This is a genomic window from Bacillus infantis (genome assembly GCF_020171945.1).
Lineage (GTDB): Bacteria > Bacillota > Bacilli > Bacillales > Cytobacillaceae > Bacillus_AB > Bacillus_AB infantis_A.
Map to the genome: position 1 here is coordinate 226,128 of NZ_JAIVAP010000005.1, position 21,191 is coordinate 247,318.

A 21,191-nucleotide genomic window follows, 5' to 3' on the forward strand; every position below is an offset into this window, starting at 1 on the left:
CCCTCCCTAATTAGTATTCAAGTTGTCCCAAACAAGAACAGGGAAAGGAAAAGTAGCGCTCAAAGAATTTTTTAAGGTGAAGAATGAAACCTTTTTAGATGTGGGGCGTAGTAATAGTTATAAGAAATCATTTTTAATATTGGAGGAATTATTAGTGGAATACCAAAAAAACTCTAGCAGTGATGAAAGGCTCATGGCATCCCTGATTTATATATCCAGCCTGTTTACGACCTTTCTCGGGCCGCTTATCATCTGGCTCTTGAAGAAAGATGACTCCGAGCTTGTGAATCATCATGGAAAAGAGTATTTTAATTTCCTTATCTCCTATGGCGTGTACAGCATCATCAGCACTGTCCTGATGATTGTGCTTATCGGATTCATCACCATCTGGATTGTCCCAGCACTGGCTTTTGTCTTTACCATTGTGGCGGCAGTAAAAGCCTATGAAGGCAATGAATACAGAATACCGCTGGTTTTCCGTCTGATAAAATAAAACAGCAAAGCTGCTGATTCCTCTCAAGGGGGCCAGCAGCTTTTTTTGTGCGGCCATCAGGCGGAGCCTGTGACAGATGCGGATTTTTTTTGTTAGAATATATCCATTATCATTAGGTATTAAGAGAGAGGAGTCTTTACATGCTCAATGAAACCGGCCTGGTGCTCGAGGGCGGCGGGATGAGGGGCGTCTATACGGCAGGCGTGCTGGAATACTTTATGGAGCAGGATCTGTATTTTCCCTACATAATAGGCGTTTCAGCAGGAGCCTGCAATGCTGCTTCGTATATTTCCGGTCAGAAGGGAAGGAATAAAACAGTCAATGTGGATCTTGTCAGTGATCCCCGCTATATATCATGGCGCAATTATTTCCGGAACCGGCAATTCTTTGGAATGGATTTCATTTTTGATGAGGTCCCTAACAAGCTTGTCCCCTATGATTATGACAAGTTTCATGACAGCCAGTCTGAGTTTGTCATAGGCACGACCGACTGCCATACAGGAGAACCAGTGTATTTCAACAGGGCAGGCTATGGGCAGGATGTTCTGCAGGTCCTTAAAGCCTCTAGTTCCCTGCCGTTCATCGCGCCTGAGATAGAGTACAATAGCAGGAAGCTGCTGGATGGGGGAATCAGTGACCCGATTCCGCTGAAAAAAGCCCAGCAGGACGGCTTCCAAAAAAATATTGTCATTCTTACAAGAAATAAAGGCTATCAAAAAAAGCCTTCAAAATTCCATTTCCTTGTAAGAAGAAAATATCCAACTTATACCGGCCTTCAAAAGGCCATGGAAAACCGCTACCGGCTGTACAACCAGACACTGGGCTATCTGGCTGAAGAAGAACAGAATGGCACTACTCTTGTCATCCAGCCATCAGAGCCGCTCGAAGTGGGAAGGATGGAAAGGAACCCAGCCAAGCTTGAACACCTGTACAACCAGGGCTACAGCGATGCCAAGAAGCAATTTGGGCGGATTCAGTCTTTTATTGGGTGACAGGCACCTGTACCAGTTGTAGACCAGTTTATAGCAGATCCCTGCCCGCTTTGGGCAGGGGTTTTTGTCTTGGGAGAGTAAGCGTCCTGCGGCATTGGAACCGGAAAGCTAAATATATTATTAAACTGTCTTTCTTTAAAATAGAGGTTCAGGGTGTTTCGCTGGAACCGTTATTAATGACTTTCCGCAAAATAATGGTTCCAGAGCGGATCGCTGGGACAACTATATTTAATGTTCGGTAAAATAGCGGTTCCAGAAAGATTGCATGAACTACTATTTTTATTGTTTCTCAAAATAGTGATCCTAGTGCGTATCCCTGGCTTGCAGACCCCACATACCCTTATATCCCCACCGATTCCCTAGCATGATTTTCAGCCGCGTTTAATAGAATTAAAGAGCAGCAAAAATTTGAAGCAGAACCGCAAACAAATTCTTCACAGGAGACTTGCTGATGAATATTCAAAAGCATTACAGCCGATTAGCAGATATATCTCTTAACAGCAGCCTGGCAGCGCTTGTGCCTCTGATTTTTATCCTTCCGGCCTGCCTGGCTATGCTGCCGGGCAGGGAGCTGGTGTTGGCAGCTGTGCCTTTTCTTTTGTACAGCTTTGGCTGTTATCAGATGAGTATGGTCCATCAATCAAGGTCAAAAGCGGTGGACAGGCTGGGCAGCTGCCAATCTCAGGGGAAGCTATTGGAAGAAAATCACCTGCTTGTTTCCCATCTTCCTTCATCTTCTTTAGGAATGCTGTTATTCACACCTGACGGCCAGCTGGCGGGAGAGCTGAGAGATTCGGACTCAACCTTATTCGGGAAACTGTGCCCCTCTTTTCTTACCAGGTACTTTCAGCGGGAGTATGGGCTATATAATCGATCAGGCGTTTTGATGATCCTCTTTTTGTCCAGGAAAAATAAAGTGGAAATTTTTAGGGCAGATCGCCGCTATGTCGGGACGATGCAATTTATTCATAAACCAGGAGGAACAGCTGTTATACAATTCAACCAGAAGGCGCTTTCTGTCCGGAGGGAAAGATTTTTCCTGGATTGCAGGATTGAATGGGATGGCGGGAAAGAGTTAATGAGCTACCAAAAGGGCCTGATGCCTGTAAGCTGGGCTGAGACTTTTCAAAATCCCAATATGGAGGTTATAGCCTTTAACAGCAATGCTGGACCTAAGGAGAGGATTTTGGCATTAGCAGCAATCGCCAAGCTGTTTAATGACGGAGGCTGATTGGAAGCAGCCAGGTTTGAGCTGCTTATATAAGGGAATCTATCATTAAGATCATATACTGCAAAGAGCGGAGGATAATGTGATGGATAACAGCTATGAAAATTGCATAAAGGCATGTCTTGATTGCCTGGAAGCCTGTGAGGAATCATTCAGGAAAACCCTGGAAGAAGCAGATGCCGGGAAGAAGTCTGGCGCTATCAGGCTGTACAGAGAAAGTGCCGATATTTGTACACTGACAATCAAGGCACTTGAGTCAGAAAGCGATTTTATAAAAAAATATACTCTGCTCTGTTCAAGGATAGTCGATCAGTGTGCAGAAGAATGCAAGCAGTTTGACCAAGCTCATTGCATGAACTGTGCAGAGAAATGCTATCTTTGTGCAGAAGAATGCAGAAAGCTTGCTGCTTGAACAGATACTGAAATAGACGAACACAATCCGGCCGGCGTGCCGGTTTTTTTATTGCCGGCTGTTTACTTAGATCACATAGCATATTAAAATGGTGTTCTGGCACGAATATTCAGCCTATGCAGCTTAGGCCTGCTAGGACATATAAGATTGCTAATAATAGCCGAGGTGTGCAATGAAAAAGTTTCTTCTTGTTACAGGGATCATTTTGCTGGCTTTATTCGTTATTGATAAGACGGTCTTGAAGGATAAAGGGGTCGTAAACAAGGTGCTGCCGGCTGAAAGATATGAAAGGCTGGAGAATCCGGAGGAGATAGAGGTGGGGATTGAACCGGGCAATAAAGCACCGGACTTCACTCTGACTGATATAGAGGGAAAAACAGTGAGCCTCAGTGATTATAAAGGCAAGAGGGTTTTTCTTAATTTCTGGGCAAGCTGGTGCCCGCCCTGCAAGGCCGAAATGCCTGATATGCAGGAGCTTTACGAAGAAAAAGCAATCGGGGATTTTGAAATACTGGCTGTCAACATGACCTTTATCGAAAAGAACAAAGGCGATGAAATGGACTTTGTAAAGGATAACGGCCTTACCTTTCCCATTCCGCTTGATGTAAAGGGGCAGGTCATGGGTGAGTATGAGATTATGGCTTATCCAACCAGCTTTTTTATAGATTCTGACGGAATTATCAGAAGCAGGGTTATGGGCGCCGTAGATAAGGATTTTATAGAAAAAGAAAGCAAAAGGCTTCCATGATGTTCATGGAAGCCTTTCTTCTGTATCTGCCGGCAAAATATCTGGTGCTGCTGCCTGCAGCCGCTCCTTGATCTTCCTCTTTCTGTAAAGCATCATGCCAGCTTCCCCGATATCCCCTACTGCTGAACGGTTGATGAATGCCCCGAATACAAGCCCTGCAATCGGCACCATCTGAAAAAGTTTCTTCCAGCCAAATTGATCACGATAAGCAAAGACAACTTCACGCCATCCCTGGATCTCAGATGCGATTTCCCGCTGAACATCCTCTTCCGGCGAATCGATATCGGACAGCTGCCTGAGAATCGCCTGCTTGCCAACGATGTCAGCAGATACAAATTGCAGCGCCTTGACGATGAACAGTCGCTCTTTCTTGCTTTTCGGATCATAGCCGTAGCAGATGGCAATATCCTGAAGGGTCTTCAGCTGCATCCCAAGTAGAACTGGAATATCAAGGCTTAAAGTAAACAATCCTCCAAAGCCTGTCCCTGCCCCCTGAATGGCTGCAATCTTCTTCCTGGAACCTGTCAGCTTCTCTGCTGCCCCGTCCATCTCCTTGATAGAAAGAACAGCAGTATCCTCAAGAGTATTCACATTCCGTCCAGGATAATAAGATTTAATGGAATTAGAGGTGCTTAAATAGCTGCCGCCCGTCTGTATGTAGCTGCCGAGCTCATCAAGCATAACACCCATCTTTTTCTGAATGATGGCTGGGGTCAGCTTGTCCAGCACTTTAAATGGAAGCCTGCCGATTTTTTCCCAAAACCATAGGCCGCTCTGATCTTCTTCCCATTCCTGGCATTTCTGCAGCTCAGACTGCAGCTGTTGTTTCGTCTCCTGCATTGTTAGATTCCTTTCTGCTTATAATATGCATATAATACGGTTGTCCCTATCCAAAGGTTTCAGGTGCCAAAGCACTATTTTAAATAAAATTTGCGGCTCTTAAGCTCTTTGAATTGTCGAAAGAGATCATTCATGATAAGATGCCTTTAATATTATAAGAATAATATTCCTTCGGGGTCGGGTGAAAGTCCCAGCCGGCGGTGATGAGGCATGCCTCTTAGTCCGTGACCCGGCTTCACGCTTAGTGAAGACGGTGGATTTGGTGAAATTCCAAAGCCGACAGTTATAGTCTGGATGGGAGAAGGAATGGATGTATGAACCGCGTTTTTAACATTGTGTTAAGAACGCTTATTTCGTCATGTCTAATTTGGCCCCGTACTGATTCTGTACGGGGCCTGCTGTTTTTTCTGGAGAGAAAAAATTGAACGATAGGAAAAGAGGGTGTACATATGACAGATGAAGATTATATGGATCTGGCCCTGTCCCTGGCCAGGAAAACAATCGGGCAGACCAGTCCCAATCCATGTGTCGGCGCCGTTGTGGTAAAAGATGGACAAATTGCAGGAATGGGGGCTCATTTAAAGGCCGGCACCCCGCATGCTGAAGTCCATGCCATCCGGATGGCGGACGGTCTTGCCAGGGGAGCAGAGATTTACGTAACACTCGAACCGTGCAGCCATCATGGAAAGACTCCCCCCTGTGCAGACCTGATCATCGAGTCGGGGATCAAGAGGGTGGTCATTGCCTCAATAGATCCCAACCCGGTTGTCGCCGGCCGCGGGATCGAAAAGCTCCAAGCAGCAGGGATAGAAGTTGCTGTTGGAATCAGGCGGGAAGAAGCGGAAGAAATAAATAGCGCATTCTTTCATTTCATGAGGACCAGCAGACCATATGTAACGATAAAGGCCGCCGCATCATTCGACGGCAAAACAGCAGCGAACACTGGTGACAGCCAATGGATTACCTCTCCAGAATCCAGGGAAGATGTTCACCGGCTAAGACATGAACATGACGCAATATTGACGGGCGTGAACACAGTCATCCATGACAACCCCCAGCTTACCGCCAGAATGCCCCGAGGCGGAAAAAACCCTATAAGAGTAATACTGGATTCCACATTAAGGATCCCTGATGATGCAGCTATCCTGCATGATCAAAAAGCTCCGGTCATCATTTTTACCGGCAGCGGATATGACAAAAGCAAGGCTGAGAAAATTAAAGCTCTGGGCACGGAGCTTGTACATTTTCCTGAGGAAGAGGTGCCAGCAGGCCAGGTGCTCGAAGAATTGGGAAAAAGGCAGGTTCTTTCCGTCTTTGTTGAAGGCGGTTCTGAAATCCATGCTTCTTTCATTAAGGAAGGGCTATTTCAGCAGATCATTCTCTATGCAGCCCCAAAAATCATAGGGGGAAGAAAAGCAGTCCCGTTTGTAGGGGGAGAAGGGATCTCTTCAATGGATCAATCCATTCCCTTGGCATTTAAATCGGCCGAACGCATCGGTCCGGACCTTAAAATTACTGCGGTGCCGCAGCCGGAGGAGGGCCATCATGTTCACAGGATTAATTGAGGAAGTCGGCAGGGTTGAACAGATTGTCCACCAGGGGAAAACTTTAAAGCTCAGCATATCGGCCAGCCTGATACTCGAAGATGTGGGAATTGGCGACAGCATTGCCGTAAATGGCGTTTGCCTGACAGTCACTGATTTTACCGCGGGAAAATTCAGCGCTGATGTTATGCCGGAAACATACCATTCAACCAGCCTTGCCGAACTGAAGCGCAATAGCCCCGTAAACCTTGAAAGAGCCGTGAAAGCCGGCGGCCGCTTTGGGGGGCATCTCGTCTCAGGGCATATAGATGCCAGAGGCAGCATTCTTAGAAAAAGGCATGAAGAAAATGCCATCTATTATGAAATCGAAGTGCCGGAGGAATGGTCCCATTTGGCAGTGGGGAAAGGTTCAATTGCTGTAGATGGTGTTTCGCTGACAATTTTTGAAGCGGGAGCTTCTTCCCTGACAGTCTCCCTAATTCCCCATACCGCCGGCCATACCATACTGGGAGGGAAGGACGCAGGGGAAACTGTGAACCTTGAGTTTGATATGCTTGGAAAATATATTTACAGCTTTATGAATAAGGCTGCCTCCAAGCCGGAAAAGAAAACTGTCTCGGAGGCGCTTCTCAGAGAAAACGGCTTTTTGTGACAGCCTGAGAACTGAGTTTAAGCAATAAAAGAAGGCATGTCTTTCGCCAGGAATGAATTGGGAAATACCTGCCCTTAACCAAAGGAGAGCTGTATCCATGTTCAATACAATCGAAGACGCTATAGCAGAACTTAAGAAAGGCCGGCCTGTTATTGTAAGTGATGATGAAGATAGGGAAAACGAAGGCGATCTGGTAGCTCTAGCTGAATTTGCCGGGCCGGAAACAATAAATTTCATGGCAAAGGAGGGGAGGGGTCTGATTTGCATGCCTGTAACAGAAGAGCTTGCAGTGAGGCTCGGCCTCCATCCCATGGTTGATGTTAATACAGACAGCCATGGTACAGCTTTTACAGTCAGTGTTGATTTTAAGGAGACAAAGACAGGCATCAGCGCATTTGAAAGGGCACAGACCATCGAAAAACTTCTCGATGAAAATTCATTACCCGAAGATTTTGCCCGCCCAGGACATATCTTTCCTTTAATTTCCAAGGAAGGCGGTGTCCTCAGAAGGGCCGGCCATACAGAGGCGGCAATTGATCTGGCTCGTCTGGCCGGGGCAAAGCCTGCAGGAGTCATCTGTGAAATCATGAAGGACGATGGGTCCATGGCATTAGTGGATGACCTGAAAGAAATGGCTGAGAAATTCAATCTGAAGATGATTACTATCAAAGACCTGATCGAGTACCGGCTTGAACACGATTCTCTCGTTAAAAGAGAGGCGGAGATATCGCTTCCTACTGAATATGGACAATTCAAAGCGGTCGGCTATACAAATAAACTGGATGGCAAAGAGCATATCGCCCTTGTAAAGGGAGAAATTTCAGAAGAGGAGCCTGTGCTTCTGAGGGTGCATTCAGAATGCCTGACCGGGGATGTGTTTGGTTCGCACCGCTGTGACTGCGGCCCTCAGCTTGAAGCAGCCCTCAAGCAGATTGAAGAAGCCGGATCAGGTATCCTCCTGTATATGCGCCAGGAGGGAAGGGGCATCGGCCTTATCAATAAAATGAAGGCTTACAAACTGCAGGAGGAAGGCTATGACACAGTGGAGGCCAACCATATGCTCGGATTCAAGGATGATCTCCGCGATTACGGGATAGGTGCACAGATACTGCGGGACCTGGGCGTAAGGAAGATGCGCCTGCTGACGAATAACCCCAGAAAAATCGCCGGCCTTGAAGGGTATGGGCTGGAAGTATCAGAAAGGGTGCAGCTTCAGCTTCCGTCTAAAAAAGATAATGAAAACTATATGAAAACCAAAAAAACAAAATTAGGTCATTTGCTGACTTTTTAATGGAGGAAAATACGATGAAAAAAGTGATTGAAGGAAATCTGGTAGGTACTGGGCTTAAAATAGCTATTGTTGTTTCAAGGTTCAACGAATTTATAACCGGGAAGCTTCTGTCCGGAGCAGAGGATAGCTTGAAAAGGCATGGTGTCGCAGAGGAAGATGTAACGGTCGTGTGGGTGCCGGGAGCCTTTGAAATCCCTCTTGCGGCTAAGAAAATGGCTGATTCCGGAAAGTATGACAGCGTCATAACGCTAGGGACTGTCATCAGAGGAGCCACACCGCATTTCGACTATGTAAGCAGCGAAGTATCAAAAGGAGTGGCATCAATCAGCATGTCAAGCGGAATCCCGGTCATCTTCGGTGTCCTGACTGTCGATACGATCGAGCAGGCGATTGAACGTGCCGGAACGAAGGCAGGAAACAAAGGCTGGGAGGCTGCCGCAGGAGCGATTGAAATGGGTAATCTTTACAGGGAAATGGCTAATTAAAGGGTCTCCTATTGGCATAGAACTCAATGTCTGCTAAAATATATCCTTGTGGCTCACCTGTTTATCAGGGAGAGCGGGTAGGGAGAGGGCTATACAACAGAATAGGTAATACTAATGAAAATGCTAAACCAATTATTCCAGCTTGATGCCAATGAAACAAGCTTCAAGAAGGAAGTGATGGCGGGTACGATCGGCTTTTTTACCATTGTGTATATTATAGCTGTCAATTCGCTCATTCTTTCGGAAGCCGGAATACCTCTGGAAGCTGCCATTATGGCGACCATCATCACTTCAGTTGTCGGCTGCTTCCTGATGGGATTCTGGGCGAATGTACCGATCCTTCTTGTGCCTGGAATGGGAATCAATGCCCTGTTTTCTTACACACTCGTGCAGTCTATGGGGCTGTCATGGCAGGAAGCGCTGGCGGTTGTATTTGTTTCTGGGCTTGTTTTTGCATTCGTGGCTTTTTCGCGTTTTGCGGGGAGCCTGAGTGCAGCCATTCCACAGTCGCTCAAGGAAGCTATCACTGTAGGCCTTGGGTTATTCCTGATGCTGATTGGGCTTGAAAAGGGCGGCATCGTCGAAAAAGGCACCAACTCGCTCATTGCGTTAGGCAATCTGGGAGACCCGCATGTGCTGGCGACGATCATTACGTTCCTCCTGGCGATCGTTTTGTTTATGCGGAATGTCCCGGGAAATTTTCTGATCACTGTTGCTGCCGGAACGCTCATTGCCTTGCTGTTTGGGAATATTGATGTATCGCAGGCAAAAGAATCTTCTTTTTCTTTTGGCGATTATCTGGATGTTTTCGGGGCTATGTCTTTTGAAAGCTTCTTTTCCATAACGTTCTGGGTGGCAGTCTTCTCGCTGACCATGGTCCTGGTGTTTGAAAATATCGGTCTGGTTCACGGCCATGTTTCATTCATCGGCAAGCCGGAACGTTTCAAGCGGGCTTTTCAGGCAAATTCAGTTTCTGCACTTCTTTCCGGCCTTTTCGGAACAAGTCCGACGGTTTCAACCGTTGAAAGTGCAGCCAGCATGGCTGCAGGAGGCAGGACAGGACTTACGACAGTGGCTACAGGGCTTCTGTTCATGCTATCGGCATTTTTCATTCCGGTAATCAAGCTGATTCCAAACAGTGCGATTGCCCCTATCCTTATCATCATCGGCGGATTGATGCTCCAGAACATCCGCAACCTTGATATGAAGGATATGAGTGAAAGCTTCCCGGCATTCTTCATCATAGCGATGATTCCGTTTACCTACAGCATTGCAGACGGAATTGCCGTCGGATTCATCCTTTATCCCATCCTCAAAATCGCAATCGGAAGGGCGAAGGAAGTCTCCGTTGCTCTGTATGTAATTGCAGGACTATTCCTGGCAAACTTCGTGTTTCATGTCATCAGCTGATTCCTAAAAAAAGCGCCATTATCATTGGCGTTGCACTATGTTAACAAAAAGGGGTACGGAATTAACACATTCCGTACCCCTTTTTTATGCTTCCTTTTTAATTCTGACAGTGAGAGTCGAAATCAGGCTGACAGTCTAATGAGCTGCTTATAATATTCCTGATGAAAGATCTCTAGGAACTTGAATACCATCTTTATACAGAACCGAAACCCCTTATAGAGAACCTGTTGTTTGCAGTGGAAAGCACGCAGACTCCTGTGGGAAATAGCGGGCAGGGCTAAGACCCCGCAGGAGCGGCAGCGACGAGGAGGCTTAGCGCCGCCCCGCGGAAAGCGAAGTGCCAGGAACGGAAAACAACAGCCCCATTTGGCTGAAATTTGAACTTGTTCACAGTCTGTGGTGTCCAAAGGAGAATTTTAAACGATAAAATTTAAGATTCTACAAACTAAATAGGTTCGTGGAATGAAACCTTCTATTCTAAATTGTCCTCCTGTAACTCCATCTTTTCAAAGACAGCATAAATTTGCTGAAAGCCTGTTGTTTGCAGTGGAAGGCACGCAGACTCCTGTGGGAAATAGCGGCAGGGCTAAGACCCCGCAGGAGCGGCAGCGACGAGGAGGCTTAGCGCCGCCCCGCGGAAAGCGAAGTGCCTGGAACGGAAAACAACAGCCCCACTAAAAAGTAAAACTTGTTTCAAACATTTCTTCAGGATGAGATATTCTAAAAAACCGTTCTTTTCCAATAAAATATACCATTCTACAAACTTCGACAGACATACTGGCAAATTTTGTTTTAAAATAAAGACAACCTAACATTTGGAATAACAGCGGAGGTTATAAAATGGAAGTCTTTGTTGCGAGGCAGCCGATTTTTAACACTAAGGAAGAAGTATTCGCTTATGAATTGCTGTACAGAAGCAGCCAGGTGAATGAATTTCCCCTTATCAACGGCGACCAGGCGACCGCCGACGTCATTATAAACAGTTTCTTAAATATAGGAATCGACAGGCTGTCCGGAGGCAAGCCCTGTTTTATTAATTTTACCGAAAACCTGCTCAATCTCCGGCTCCCGACTTATTTCAGGCCAAGGGAGATTGTTGTGGAAATACTGGAAACGGTGGAACCCAGCAGCTATCTGATTGATATCTGCCGGGAACTGAAAAACCTGGGGTATCAGATCGCCCTTGATGATTACGCCCTCCAGGAAGGCAATCCTTTTTCAAAGCAGCTGCTCGAGTACACAGATATAATTAAAGTGGACTTCCTCGCCACTTCAGCCGGCATGAGGGAGAGGATTGAGCGGGAAGCCAAACGGCTCAAGCTCAAAATGGTAGCGGAAAAAGTCGAAACAAGAGCTGAGTTTGAGGATGCGAGAAGAAGGGGCTATGATTATTTTCAGGGCTACTTCTTTGAAAAACCCGAAATTGTATCAACTTATGATGTTCCGACCTATTTTCATTCTTATTATGAGATGATCTATAATCTCTCGACTGCTGACCCAAGCATAGATTTGATATCAAATCTGATTGAAAGAGATTTATCACTTTCCTATAAGCTGCTTAGGCTGATCAACTCTCCGGCTTTCAGGCCGAAGCACAAGATAAACAGCATCAGGCAGGCGACGGTTCTGCTGGGGCTGAATGAAATCCAGAAGTGGATCTATGTGCTTGCTGTCAGGGAGTCTGCCCTGGAAAAGAAGGCAGTGCAGAAGGAAACGATCAGGATTTGCCTGATAAGGGCAAAGATGGCTGAATCTATAGCGGTTTTAAGAAAGAAAGGGGCTTTGAATGCCCAATATTTTTTAACAGGAATGTTTTCGATGATGGACAGCATTCTTGGGGCATCGATGGAGGATATATTGACTGATCTGCCGCTTCAGGACGAAATAGGGGATGCGCTCAGGGGCATCCAAAATCCTCTTAAAGATGTGCTGGATCTTGCGGTCGCTGTTGAGAAGGCTGACTGGAAGCTGATCAGTGAAAAAAGCAGGTGCCTTCATATAGAAGAGAATGCTCTTTTTCGCATATATGCCGATTCTATAGCATGGACCAATAGTCTGCTTTCAGAAGAATCTCTTTACATATGATTGCAGCTGACTTCAAAAGCGCCGGTCTGCGGCGCTTTCGAAGTTTGTCAGAGCCATCGTCTTTGCGGCTTGACATATCTCTTCGCTTCTGCGGCTAAAAGCTTCCTTAAAGAATTCTGTGATACAGCGGCCATTATGTCCGCGGGATTGGGGAATGTTCCATGATCATTGAAGCGTACCCGGATAGAGCCATTGTAAATTTCCTGTTCCCCGTACAGGATCCTTGTATCTACAAAAGCTGTTTTTTCTGTTAACCCGTTTGCTGCTTCAAGCTCTTCAACCCTGCTGATGAAAAATTTGAACTTATATTCCTGCATCGCTTTGACTCACCTCCGGCCTGCACATAGGTTAATACCCGCCATATCGTATTCTAACTCATATCGTCCGCAAGAGGATTGAACTTGAGAGGAATTTATGGCAATCTATTATTATGATGATTTAGCAGGTTAAAGGGAAAATGGAGGTTTTGAAATGGAAATAGAAATTCTGAAATGCCATGGGTCGGGAAACGACTTTTTGCTGATAGATGAGATATCAAGAAATTATGGATTTACGGAAGAACAGCGGCGGGAGCTTGCCATCGCTCTTTGCCGCCGGGATTCTCAACTGGGGGCAGACGGTATTCTTTTTACAATGAAGAGTGATAAAGCCGATGCCCGGATGAGGGTGTTTAATGCTGATGGATCAGAAGCTTCAATGTGCGGCAACGGCCTGCGCTGTGTCGCCCGCTATGTATGCGAACTATTAGATTTGAAGGAAGCGATCATTGAAACAATGAAGGCAGATTTAAAGGTTGAAAAGCGGCCGGATATCTTCCCGGAAATTCCAACCTATCTTGTTGAAATTTCACCAGTCTCCTTCCAGATCCGTGATTTGCCGCTCATGCTGAATCAGGAGACATTAAAGGATGAGAAAATAAGCTCATTGTCAGATTCGCTTAATTTCACTGCTTTAGCTGTTCCCAATCCGCATCTGATTGCGGTTTGCAGCAAAGATGATATTAGATCAGATCTTCAAAAAGAGATCAGTGAGCAAGTCAATGGCCCGAATGAGCTGTTTCCTGATGGAGTAAATGTCAGCTTCATCAAGCCTCTTAGAGAGGAAAGCATTTACGTGAGGACCTTTGAGCGCGGAGTGGGCTTCACGAATGCATGCGGAACTGCGATGTCAGCTTCCACCCTGGTATCCTGCCTTCAAGGGATGAATAAGCTTGAAAGGCCGGTGGATGTGTATAATAATGGGGGAAAGGTCCAATGTATCGCACATGAATCAAATGGCGGGTATACAATCGACCTGATCGGGAACGCGACGTATATGTACCGTGTAAAAGCCTATGCGGATCCTGCCCAGCCTAAGTCGTTTACTTTGGGTGAAAAAGCTTATTTTGAGGCCGAAGCAGAACAGTATGGCAAGCTGCAGGAACATGCCAGTGAAGTAATAGAAGAATATTTATGATTAGAAAAGAATGCTGCCGCCGCAGCATTCTTTTTCGGTGCAGAAAGATACTGTGAGCTTTCAGGTCTTTTTTTCTGCGTTCAAGAATTCAAGAACCGGAGAAAAAGCCTGCAAATCCTTTGCAGAGAAATAACCTTGAAGCGGGTCTCCCAGTTTGTTGATCCGTTTTACAACATTATCTACCCGGAACTCTTCCATCCTGAGCCGGTCATTAACTTCTTCCCAAAACAATGGTGCTGCGATACCGGCATACTGGTTGCCTCTGGCTGAATATGGTGCCACAATCGTCTTTCCCTCTGCATGCTGGATATAATCGACATAAAGCCTGCCGCCCCGGTTTTTCTTCATTCTTTCAGTTGTGAAAAGGTCCGGTTCTTTGGATATAAGATAGTCAGCAATGAAAGAAGTGAACAGGCGTGTATCGTCATAAGTGTAGGCATTCTCAGGAAGCGGGATGTAAACCTGGAGCCCTTTATTCCCGGATGTCTTGACAAATGATGTGAGCTTAAGATGATCGAGCACTTCTTTAATCATCAGTGCGGCCTTTATAGCAAGGGTGAATGCATCCCGGGATGGAGGATCCAGATCGAAGACGATTTCAGACGGACCTTTGCTTTTGATGGTCTGAAATGGTATATGAAATTCAAATGCCAGCTGATTGCCGAGCCAGAGAAATGTCTTAAGATTATTGCAGACAATATAATTGATTCCATCTGACATTTTTGTTTCAACAAAGTCTGGTGTATAGTCGGGTGCGTTTTTTTGGTAAAATGGTTCCCCGAAAATGCCGTGCGGATACCTGATGACGGTGAGAAGCCTATCTTTTAGAAATGGCAGCATATATGGGGAAATTTCCCGTAGATAATGGATAAAATCTATCTTCTTCAGTGCTGGCGTTTCCCATATAGGCTTGTCAGGATGTGTGATTTCTACATCATCGGGGAGATTCTTCTGCTGTTCGGCAAATTGGCTGTAGGTGCACTGCTCAGGCTTCAGGTCAAAACGGAATTGATGGAAGTGGGGCTCACGCATCTGCCCGTCATAAACCTCCAGGTACTTTAGCTCTGTACAAATGCCCGGATTAACATAAACAAATCTGCCATCTTCTTCTCTTTTGTTGTTTTTGATTGTCTCCATAAGGGCCTTTTTCTCATCAGGCTTTAGCCCGAATATAAATTGGCCGATCGGGTGGACCCTTTCGCCATCATACACGCCTGCATAGAAATAACCATTAGATTTTTCATAAGCTGTGATAAAGCAAGAAACATATTTCCAATTTTTGTATTTCTGCCATAAGGTTGAGCGTTTGCCTTCCTCCCATTTGCTTTTCTCCTGTTTAGCCACAATTCCTTCGCCATCATGAAGGATCACCTGTTCCCACAGATTTTTAAAATCTTCATATCCAGGTATCATCTGAAGAAGCCTTGTGCTCTTTTCGTCAGGCTCAAGCGGGAGCTGTGCTGATGTGAAAAAATTCTCTAATGCGGCTTTCCTCTCCCTGTAATCCAATGCTGCTATGCTCTTCCCTTTAAGCTTTAATGCATCAAAGATCAATAAGCGGCATGGCGATTGCCTGGCTTTTTCCAAAATCCTCTTTTCTGAACGCATTCTACCCCTTACTTGGATAGAACCAAAATGGGCTTTATGTTTATTTTCTAAATAAACAAGCTCTCCATCCAATTGAAGAGGCAGGAAAGGTTCAAACACCTGAAGGCTGTTTTCAAGGAAAGACCTGACTTCGGGAAAAAGTTCCAGCAGCGGTTTGCCATTTCTGCTTGTCAGAGAAAGCCCCTTGTCATCCCACTCAAGGATGGCCCTAAATCCATCGTATTTTACTTCGTAAAACCATCCTTTGGCATCTGGAGCATCAAAGGTCAGGCTCGGAAGCATTGGTTTCATTGTGACACTCCTTTCCGCGGCAGGGTTCGACTATCCTCAGTCATTCTAACGGCTCATCCTCCATTATTCCATTCTGGGGGGGATCCTACTCCGCTGGCAGAAGTTATCTTGCATTTCAAATGATGAATCATCGCACATTAAAGTTAAAGACTATAGAATGGAGAATCAGGATGCATACAATCTGGAAAGGCAGCATCAGCTTCGGGCTTGTAAATATACCGATTAAGCTTCATGCAGCAATTGAGGACAAGGACATTAAGCTGCGGACCCTTCACAAGGAGTGTCATTCTCCAATTAAATATGAGAAAATCTGTCCGGTCTGTGAAACAGAAGTCAAACCGGAAGATATTGTAAAGGCTTATGAATACACAAAGGGAAAATTTGTCGTTCTTGAAGACGAGGACCTGAAGAAATTGAAGCAGGCTAACGAAGACAAAGCTGTTGAAATCATCGATTTTGTTAAAATGGCTGAAATCGATCCCATCTATTATGACCGCAGCTATTATATGTCCCCAGGTGATGGGGGAGGAAAGGCTTATTCGCTTTTGAGAAAAGCACTGGAAGACTCGGAAAAGGTGGGGCTCGCCAAAATCATCATCCGATCAAAAGAGCAGCTGGCCGTTGTCAGGGTATTTGAAAATACTCTGATCATGGAAACAATACACTTTCCGGATGAAGTGAGAAAAGCCGGCGATGTACCGAACGTCCCTTCTGAGGACAAAGTGACAGAAAAAGAGCTGGAAACTGCCATCATGCTCATCGACCAGCTGACAACAGCATTTGAGCCTGACAAGTATACAGATGAATACAGGTCTGCGCTTCTGGATCTCATCGAAGCAAAGCGGACAGGCAAAGAAGTGGTAACTCCTGCAGAAAAAGAAACAAAATCAAATGTAACAGACCTGATGGCCGCATTGCAGGCTTCAATCGACAATACCAAACCCGATAAGCCGAAAAAGCCGGCTGCGCGCAAGAAGAGGGCTGCTGCACGGCCGAAGGAAAAGAAAGAAGCGTGATGGAAAAACCGCCTTTGTGCGGTTTTTTCTTATTCATATGCGAATTATGTTCACAAACTGCCTAAATAGGCAATATAGAAGGTATAGGACAATAACAAGAAAAGGAAGTCATACATGAAAAAACTGACAGGAATCAAACTTTTGTATATTCTTTCTGCTGCAGCACTTCTTGGCCTTTTTACTTTTCTTTTTGCCGAAATTGCAGAAGAGCTGAAAGAAAACGAACTGGAGGCTTTTGACCATGCAATCATCAATTTTGTCCAGTCTTTTATCAATGACCAGCTGACTGCGTTGATGTTCTTAGTTACATACCTGGGCTCTGTGAAGTTTCTTGTGTTTATGGCCGCAGCAGGCGGACTCATTCTCATGGTTTATAAAAAATGGGCATTAAGCGTGTTTCTGCTGGCTGGTTCAGGCGGCGGGGCGCTGTTCAATTGGCTTCTTAAGTGGATTTTTAAAAGAGAACGCCCTGATATTCTACCGCTCCTGACTGAATCAGGATTCAGCTTCCCGAGCGGCCATTCTATGGGTTCTTTTATTTTTTACGGTGCTACAGCCTATATATTGGTCCATTTGTTTTCTAAAATTAGCTTAAAGATCTTGGCTGTCCTCGCAAATGTCATGATAATCCTTTTGATCGGCTTAAGCAGAATTTATCTTGGGGTGCATTATCCAAGTGATGTGGCAGGCGGTTTCCTGGCAGGCGGAGCCTGGCTGGCAGCCTGTATCATTATTTTCAGGTTGTACGAATATCGGAAGGATCTGTAAAAAGGTTGCTATGATATAAATTCGGCTGCTGATTTCCAATTAGTTGACAGCTTTTACTTTTATGATATACTAGTAAAGCACGTATTTGAGGATATCTGCGGGCAGAATGGAGCGGAACGCCATTTTGCAGATCATGCTCTTTAGATTTTTACTGCTTAGCAACAATAGGTTTATACCTTTAAGAATTAATTTGTGGACAGCTTGATAATCAGATGCGGATGCTGTACAGCAGGATGCCGCCTGAATGGTATGATTTCTTCTTAATGCACATCTTCTATAAACCCGAAACATTTCTTCGCATGGATTGCTTCAATTCAATAATGCGGTCTTTAAATGACTGAATCTTAAAGAGCTGCTATCTTATCCCGATTGTTTACCTGATTCCCGCTGGCGCGGTCTCGGAGCCGCAAGGATGGAAGAGAGGCAGGGCTTTCATTGTTTTAGGTTGAAATTACATTTAATATACTTTATATATAGCCTCAAATATGATAAAAAGGACAGCGTGCTTACATGCTGTCCTTTTTCAATTCATTGACCAATGCCTAACAGTAAATACTATATTATATTAAGTATATGTGTCATAAATACGAACGTTTATGTATGAATATATACATAATATCTGTGTTTTGTGATATGATGGAATAGGAAAATTATTTATAGAGGCGCAGTGACTGACGACGATAGTGGAAGAAACCACAGTGGAGCTGCGTACATATATAGCCGGTCGTCTGGGCAGCCAGCAGTCTGCTTTAGCCTTTTGGGAAAGCGGCCTGAATTTTATACCTGGAGGTTGTATGCTATGACTGAAAAATTGATTCTTGATGGTAAGCAGGTGGCAGCTGATATTAAAGAGGGATTGATGCCGAGGGTGAAAGACCTCAAGGAAAAAGGGATCACTCCCTGCCTTGCCACAATCCTGGTTGGAGATGATCCATCCTCTGAAACTTATGTCAGAATGAAAGGGAATGCCTGCGCACGGCTTGGCATCCGGTCTGAACGAATTCACATGCCGAAAGAAACCACAACAGAAGAACTGGTAAAAACGATTGAGGAACTGAATCAAAATAAGGAAGTTCATGGCATCCTGCTTCAGCATCCTGTTCCCGGACATATAGATGAGCGGAAGGCATTTGAAACCATCAGCATAGATAAAGATGTTGACGGCGTGACAAGCCACGGCTACGGGCAGACTGCCTTGGGATTTGGTACATATCCATCGTGCACCCCTGCGGCAATCATGGCAATCATCGATTATTATCAACTCCCCGTTGAAGGTAAGCATGCTGTAGTGGTTGGGAGAAGCCCTATCCTTGGAAAACCGGTTTCCGCTTTGCTTTTAAACAGAAATGCGACAGTAACAACATGCCATTCGTATACTGAAAATCTCTCCCGATTTGTTGGCCAGGCTGATCTTGTCATTGCAGCAGTCGGAAAGCCGGAATTCATAAAAGGAGAATGGATCAAGCCTGGAGCTGTTATCCTGGATGCAGGGTATAATAAGGGGAATGTCGGAGATGCAGAGTATGGAAGCTGCCTTGAAAAGGCATCAGCCATAACACCTGTACCAGGCGGCGTAGGCCCGGTCACAATTTCGATGCTGCTGAAGCATACGGTTGAAGCAGCAGAAAAGACAGTTGGAGTTAATGCCTAAGTAAGAAAAGGTTGACTTGTTCTTTTTAATGAAGTAATATTAACTTAACACTTTAAGATTCGTTTTATATTTGGATAAGTAGTCGTAGCTGCGCTGGTTGTAGTCGATTTTATCTTCTTCAGCACGTGCAGGCTGCGATTTTTTTGTTTTTATATTATACCGCAAGCTTATAGTGAAACACTTTTTGGAGGTTTTTATACATGAACACAGGTAAAGTAAAATGGTTTAATGCAGAAAAAGGATTTGGATTTATCGAAACATCAGAAGGACAGGACGTTTTCGTTCACTTTTCAGCTATCCAATCTGAAGGCTTCAAGTCTTTAGAAGAAGGCGAAGCAGTAACTTTCGAAATCGTTGAAGGCAACCGTGGACCACAAGCTTCTAACGTAGTTAAAGGCTAATAGCATTAATGATGAGGTGATGCATGGCAAAGCATGCATCGCCTTTTTGTGTATTGAAACGGACGGCAACTTATGAAAAGAAGAAGCAGGCTCGTGAATAACGCTTTTCTTTCCTTCATTTACTCCATTTCGTATCCTTCCACCATTCCCCTAGAAAACCGCCCATGAGGCGGACTTTGATTGTGCTGTAAATATAATCACTTGGGCGGGGTTTAAACTTATTTGAATCGGAAATGTAAAAAAGAGATAGAAAGTGGTTAGCCTAGATATATACCTGCTGTAACCCTATATACAATTTGATAAGAAACAATTGGTTAGAAATTAAGGAGGATTTAAACTTTGACAACTTTTTCGGATTTTAATTTAAGTAAAGAGCTTGAAAAAGCAGTTTCCAATATGGGCTTTGAAGAGCCGACCCCTATCCAGGCACAGGCCATTCCAATCGGGCTGAGCGGAAAGGATATGATTGGCCAGGCGCAGACCGGTACAGGTAAAACCACAGCTTTCGGCATTCCGCTTCTCGAAAAGATTGACATAAATGAAGGGATTCAAGGCCTTGTGCTGGCGCCTACCCGCGAGCTTGCCGTACAGGTGGCTGAAGAACTGAACCGGATTGGACAGGTGAAAGGCGTCAGGACTCTGCCGATTTACGGGGGCCAGGACATTTCCAGACAGATCCGCGCTTTGAAGAAAGACCGGGGACCTCATATTATTGCAGCTACTCCGGGAAGGCTGATTGACCATATCGAAAGAAAGACAATCCGCCTGAATAAAATTAAGCTGGCTGTCCTTGATGAAGCTGATGAAATGCTGAATATGGGCTTTATTGAGGATATTGAACGCATCCTGAGCGAAGTTCCTGAACAGCGCCAGACGCTGCTGTTTTCAGCGACAATGCCAAGGCGCATTCAATCTTTAGCAGAGAGGTTCATGACAGAACCGGAAATGGTTCAGATTAAAGCTAAAGAACTTACTGTAAAAAATATTGAGCAGCATTATATGGAAGTGCATGAAAAGCAGAAATTCGATGTGCTCTGCAGCCTGCTCGACATCCAGTCCCCGGAACTGGCTATTGTGTTCGGGCGCACCAAGAAGCGTGTGGACGAAGTGGTTGAAGGGCTTATTAAACGCGGCTATTCTGCTGAAGGAATCCATGGCGATGTTCCTCAGAATAAGCGGGATCAGGTAATCCGCCGCTTTAAGGAACAGACCATCGATATTATGGTAGCGACAGATGTGGCTGCAAGGGGACTCGATATCAGCGGAGTGTCCCATGTTTACAACTTTGATATCCCGCAGGATCCGGAAAGCTATGTACACCGCATCGGGCGGACTGGCCGTGCCGGAAAGAAGGGGCTTGCTGTAACATTTGTTTCTCCTCGTGAAATTGATCATCTGAAGCTCATTGAGCGGGTAACGAAAACAAAAATGGCAAAGATGCCGATTCCGACTTTCAGGGATGTTATTGCAGGCAGCCAGCAGGCAACCATTAATAAAATGATGAAGGTCATCGAAAACGAAGAATTCAATGAATATAAAAGATCGGCAGAAAATCTCCTTGAGGAAACAGATTCAGTCACCTTGCTTGCTGCTGCACTTAAGCTGCTGACAAAAGAACCGGATATAACACCAGTTAAGCTAACAGCTGTAGAGCCGATCCGCTCAAGGAAGCCGAAGCCGAAGTTTGACCGCGACAGAAGCCGCCGCAGTGACAGAAGCAGGAGCGGCGCAGGCGCACGCGACCGCAGAAGAGGCAGAAGCGGAAAATCAGGTTTTACTCCTAACTCAAAGGGGTAATAGTTCATTGAGGGCAGTTTATGG

The 21,191-nt window shown here is 45.3% G+C and carries 20 protein-coding genes and 2 riboswitches; of the genes, 17 read left to right on the forward strand and 3 right to left on the reverse strand.

Features of this window, described 5'->3' with window-relative positions; all coding sequences use genetic code 11:
- Positions 1 to 193: 193 nt before the first annotated feature.
- The 5 genes from LCM00_RS10840 (at position 194) to LCM00_RS10860 (ending at position 3,873) form a co-directional block, all read left to right on the forward strand.
- Complete coding sequence (locus LCM00_RS10840) at positions 194 to 493, forward strand: DUF4870 domain-containing protein (RefSeq protein WP_224901513.1); 300 nt, start codon at positions 194 to 196, stop codon at positions 491 to 493.
- Positions 494 to 633: 140 nt separating this feature from the next.
- Positions 634 to 1,485 carry a patatin-like phospholipase family protein gene (locus LCM00_RS10845; RefSeq protein ID WP_224901440.1) on the forward strand — a complete coding sequence of 284 codons (852 nt, stop codon included), beginning with the start codon at positions 634 to 636 and terminating at the stop codon, positions 1,483 to 1,485.
- Positions 1,486 to 1,936: 451 nt separating this feature from the next.
- Positions 1,937 to 2,716, forward strand: a complete 780-nt coding sequence (locus LCM00_RS10850; RefSeq protein WP_224901443.1) for a hypothetical protein — start codon at positions 1,937 to 1,939, stop codon at positions 2,714 to 2,716.
- 82 nt (positions 2,717 to 2,798) lie between these two features.
- The gene (locus tag LCM00_RS10855) at positions 2,799 to 3,125 is read left to right on the forward strand and encodes a four-helix bundle copper-binding protein (RefSeq protein WP_224901447.1); all 327 of its coding nucleotides are present in this window, start codon (positions 2,799 to 2,801) and stop codon (positions 3,123 to 3,125) included.
- A gap of 172 nt (positions 3,126 to 3,297) precedes the next feature.
- Positions 3,298 to 3,873, forward strand: coding sequence for a TlpA disulfide reductase family protein (locus LCM00_RS10860; protein ID WP_224901449.1), 576 nt, complete (start codon positions 3,298 to 3,300; stop codon positions 3,871 to 3,873).
- A gap of 3 nt (positions 3,874 to 3,876) precedes the next feature.
- On the opposite strand, the gene LCM00_RS10865 is transcribed toward LCM00_RS10860, so the two are convergent.
- Positions 3,877 to 4,713 (reverse strand): EcsC family protein, encoded by an 837-nt coding sequence (locus LCM00_RS10865; RefSeq protein WP_224901452.1) that lies wholly within the window; start codon positions 4,711 to 4,713, stop codon positions 3,877 to 3,879.
- A 163-nt stretch (positions 4,714 to 4,876) separates the two neighbouring features.
- A riboswitch (FMN riboswitch) is annotated at positions 4,877 to 5,023 on the forward strand.
- A gap of 139 nt (positions 5,024 to 5,162) precedes the next feature.
- Here LCM00_RS10865 and ribD point away from each other — a divergent pair.
- From ribD to LCM00_RS10900, 6 genes are all read left to right on the forward strand, one after another.
- Positions 5,163 to 6,278, forward strand: a complete 1,116-nt coding sequence (ribD, locus tag LCM00_RS10870) for a bifunctional diaminohydroxyphosphoribosylaminopyrimidine deaminase/5-amino-6-(5-phosphoribosylamino)uracil reductase RibD (RefSeq protein ID WP_224901455.1) — start codon at positions 5,163 to 5,165, stop codon at positions 6,276 to 6,278.
- A complete protein-coding gene (gene ribE / locus LCM00_RS10875) occupies positions 6,259 to 6,909 on the forward strand; it encodes a riboflavin synthase (protein WP_224901457.1) in 651 nt (216 codons plus the stop codon). The genes ribD and ribE overlap by 20 nt, the downstream gene beginning before the upstream one ends.
- Positions 6,910 to 7,006: 97 nt before the next feature.
- The gene (locus tag LCM00_RS10880) at positions 7,007 to 8,200 is read left to right on the forward strand and encodes a bifunctional 3,4-dihydroxy-2-butanone-4-phosphate synthase/GTP cyclohydrolase II (protein WP_224901515.1); all 1,194 of its coding nucleotides are present in this window, start codon (positions 7,007 to 7,009) and stop codon (positions 8,198 to 8,200) included.
- 14 nt (positions 8,201 to 8,214) lie between these two features.
- On the forward strand, positions 8,215 to 8,685 hold the full coding sequence (gene ribH / locus LCM00_RS10885) for a 6,7-dimethyl-8-ribityllumazine synthase (RefSeq protein WP_022544069.1): 471 nt from the start codon (positions 8,215 to 8,217) through the stop codon (positions 8,683 to 8,685).
- 114 nt (positions 8,686 to 8,799) lie between these two features.
- Complete coding sequence (locus tag LCM00_RS10890; RefSeq protein ID WP_224901459.1) at positions 8,800 to 10,095, forward strand: NCS2 family permease; 1,296 nt, start codon at positions 8,800 to 8,802, stop codon at positions 10,093 to 10,095.
- Between the two features lie 840 nt (positions 10,096 to 10,935).
- Positions 10,936 to 12,180: an EAL and HDOD domain-containing protein gene (locus LCM00_RS10900; RefSeq protein ID WP_224901461.1), complete on the forward strand. Its 1,245-nt coding sequence runs from the start codon at positions 10,936 to 10,938 to the stop codon at positions 12,178 to 12,180.
- 47 nt (positions 12,181 to 12,227) lie between these two features.
- Here LCM00_RS10900 and LCM00_RS10905 read toward each other — a convergent pair whose 3' ends face one another.
- A complete protein-coding gene (locus LCM00_RS10905) occupies positions 12,228 to 12,497 on the reverse strand; it encodes a hypothetical protein (RefSeq protein ID WP_224901463.1) in 270 nt (89 codons plus the stop codon).
- A 154-nt stretch (positions 12,498 to 12,651) separates the two neighbouring features.
- On the opposite strand from LCM00_RS10905, the gene dapF reads away from it, so the two are divergent.
- Positions 12,652 to 13,635: a diaminopimelate epimerase gene (gene dapF / locus LCM00_RS10910; protein ID WP_224901465.1), complete on the forward strand. Its 984-nt coding sequence runs from the start codon at positions 12,652 to 12,654 to the stop codon at positions 13,633 to 13,635.
- Positions 13,636 to 13,695: 60 nt separating this feature from the next.
- Here dapF and LCM00_RS10915 read toward each other — a convergent pair whose 3' ends face one another.
- Entirely contained in the window at positions 13,696 to 15,534 is a 1,839-nt protein-coding gene (locus LCM00_RS10915; protein ID WP_224901467.1) for a DNA ligase D, read from the reverse strand.
- Positions 15,535 to 15,704: 170 nt separating this feature from the next.
- Here LCM00_RS10915 and ku point away from each other — a divergent pair, with 170 nt between their 5' ends.
- From ku to LCM00_RS10940, 5 genes are all read left to right on the forward strand, one after another.
- Entirely contained in the window at positions 15,705 to 16,550 is an 846-nt protein-coding gene (gene ku, locus LCM00_RS10920) for a non-homologous end joining protein Ku (protein WP_224901469.1), read from the forward strand.
- A 114-nt stretch (positions 16,551 to 16,664) separates the two neighbouring features.
- Positions 16,665 to 17,318, forward strand: a complete 654-nt coding sequence (locus tag LCM00_RS10925) for a phosphatase PAP2 family protein (RefSeq protein WP_224901470.1) — start codon at positions 16,665 to 16,667, stop codon at positions 17,316 to 17,318.
- A 657-nt stretch (positions 17,319 to 17,975) separates the two neighbouring features.
- A riboswitch (ZMP/ZTP riboswitch) is annotated at positions 17,976 to 18,059 on the forward strand.
- A gap of 58 nt (positions 18,060 to 18,117) precedes the next feature.
- Positions 18,118 to 18,969, forward strand: a complete 852-nt coding sequence (locus tag LCM00_RS10930) for a bifunctional 5,10-methylenetetrahydrofolate dehydrogenase/5,10-methenyltetrahydrofolate cyclohydrolase (protein WP_224901473.1) — start codon at positions 18,118 to 18,120, stop codon at positions 18,967 to 18,969.
- Between the two features lie 200 nt (positions 18,970 to 19,169).
- Positions 19,170 to 19,370 carry a cold-shock protein gene (locus LCM00_RS10935; protein ID WP_009795528.1) on the forward strand — a complete coding sequence of 67 codons (201 nt, stop codon included), beginning with the start codon at positions 19,170 to 19,172 and terminating at the stop codon, positions 19,368 to 19,370.
- Between the two features lie 339 nt (positions 19,371 to 19,709).
- Positions 19,710 to 21,167, forward strand: a complete 1,458-nt coding sequence (locus LCM00_RS10940) for a DEAD/DEAH box helicase (protein ID WP_318247610.1) — start codon at positions 19,710 to 19,712, stop codon at positions 21,165 to 21,167.
- The last annotated feature ends 24 nt before the right edge of the window (positions 21,168 to 21,191 follow it).

Excerpts from the sequence above, each read along its gene's own strand:
- LCM00_RS10905 (WP_224901463.1), bottom strand. The coding sequence starts at position 12,497 with ATGCAGGAATATAAGTTCAAATTTTTCATCAGCAGGGTTGAAGAGCTT.
- dapF (WP_224901465.1), top strand. The coding sequence starts at position 12,652 with ATGGAAATAGAAATTCTGAAATGCCATGGGTCGGGAAACGACTTTTTG.
- LCM00_RS10900 (WP_224901461.1), top strand. The coding sequence starts at position 10,936 with ATGGAAGTCTTTGTTGCGAGGCAGCCGATTTTTAACACTAAGGAAGAA.
- LCM00_RS10925 (WP_224901470.1), top strand. The coding sequence starts at position 16,665 with ATGAAAAAACTGACAGGAATCAAACTTTTGTATATTCTTTCTGCTGCA.
- LCM00_RS10880 (WP_224901515.1), top strand. The coding sequence starts at position 7,007 with ATGTTCAATACAATCGAAGACGCTATAGCAGAACTTAAGAAAGGCCGG.
- LCM00_RS10865 (WP_224901452.1), bottom strand. The coding sequence starts at position 4,713 with ATGCAGGAGACGAAACAACAGCTGCAGTCTGAGCTGCAGAAATGCCAG.
- LCM00_RS10840 (WP_224901513.1), top strand. The coding sequence starts at position 194 with ATGGCATCCCTGATTTATATATCCAGCCTGTTTACGACCTTTCTCGGG.
- ku (WP_224901469.1), top strand. The coding sequence starts at position 15,705 with ATGCATACAATCTGGAAAGGCAGCATCAGCTTCGGGCTTGTAAATATA.
- LCM00_RS10860 (WP_224901449.1), top strand. The coding sequence starts at position 3,298 with ATGAAAAAGTTTCTTCTTGTTACAGGGATCATTTTGCTGGCTTTATTC.
- LCM00_RS10850 (WP_224901443.1), top strand. The coding sequence starts at position 1,937 with ATGAATATTCAAAAGCATTACAGCCGATTAGCAGATATATCTCTTAAC.
- ribE (WP_224901457.1), top strand. The coding sequence starts at position 6,259 with ATGTTCACAGGATTAATTGAGGAAGTCGGCAGGGTTGAACAGATTGTC.
- LCM00_RS10845 (WP_224901440.1), top strand. The coding sequence starts at position 634 with ATGCTCAATGAAACCGGCCTGGTGCTCGAGGGCGGCGGGATGAGGGGC.
- LCM00_RS10915 (WP_224901467.1), bottom strand. The coding sequence starts at position 15,534 with ATGAAACCAATGCTTCCGAGCCTGACCTTTGATGCTCCAGATGCCAAA.
- LCM00_RS10930 (WP_224901473.1), top strand. The coding sequence starts at position 18,118 with ATGACTGAAAAATTGATTCTTGATGGTAAGCAGGTGGCAGCTGATATT.
- LCM00_RS10935 (WP_009795528.1), top strand. The coding sequence starts at position 19,170 with ATGAACACAGGTAAAGTAAAATGGTTTAATGCAGAAAAAGGATTTGGA.
- ribD (WP_224901455.1), top strand. The coding sequence starts at position 5,163 with ATGACAGATGAAGATTATATGGATCTGGCCCTGTCCCTGGCCAGGAAA.
- LCM00_RS10890 (WP_224901459.1), top strand. The coding sequence starts at position 8,800 with ATGAAAATGCTAAACCAATTATTCCAGCTTGATGCCAATGAAACAAGC.
- LCM00_RS10855 (WP_224901447.1), top strand. The coding sequence starts at position 2,799 with ATGGATAACAGCTATGAAAATTGCATAAAGGCATGTCTTGATTGCCTG.
- ribH (WP_022544069.1), top strand. The coding sequence starts at position 8,215 with ATGAAAAAAGTGATTGAAGGAAATCTGGTAGGTACTGGGCTTAAAATA.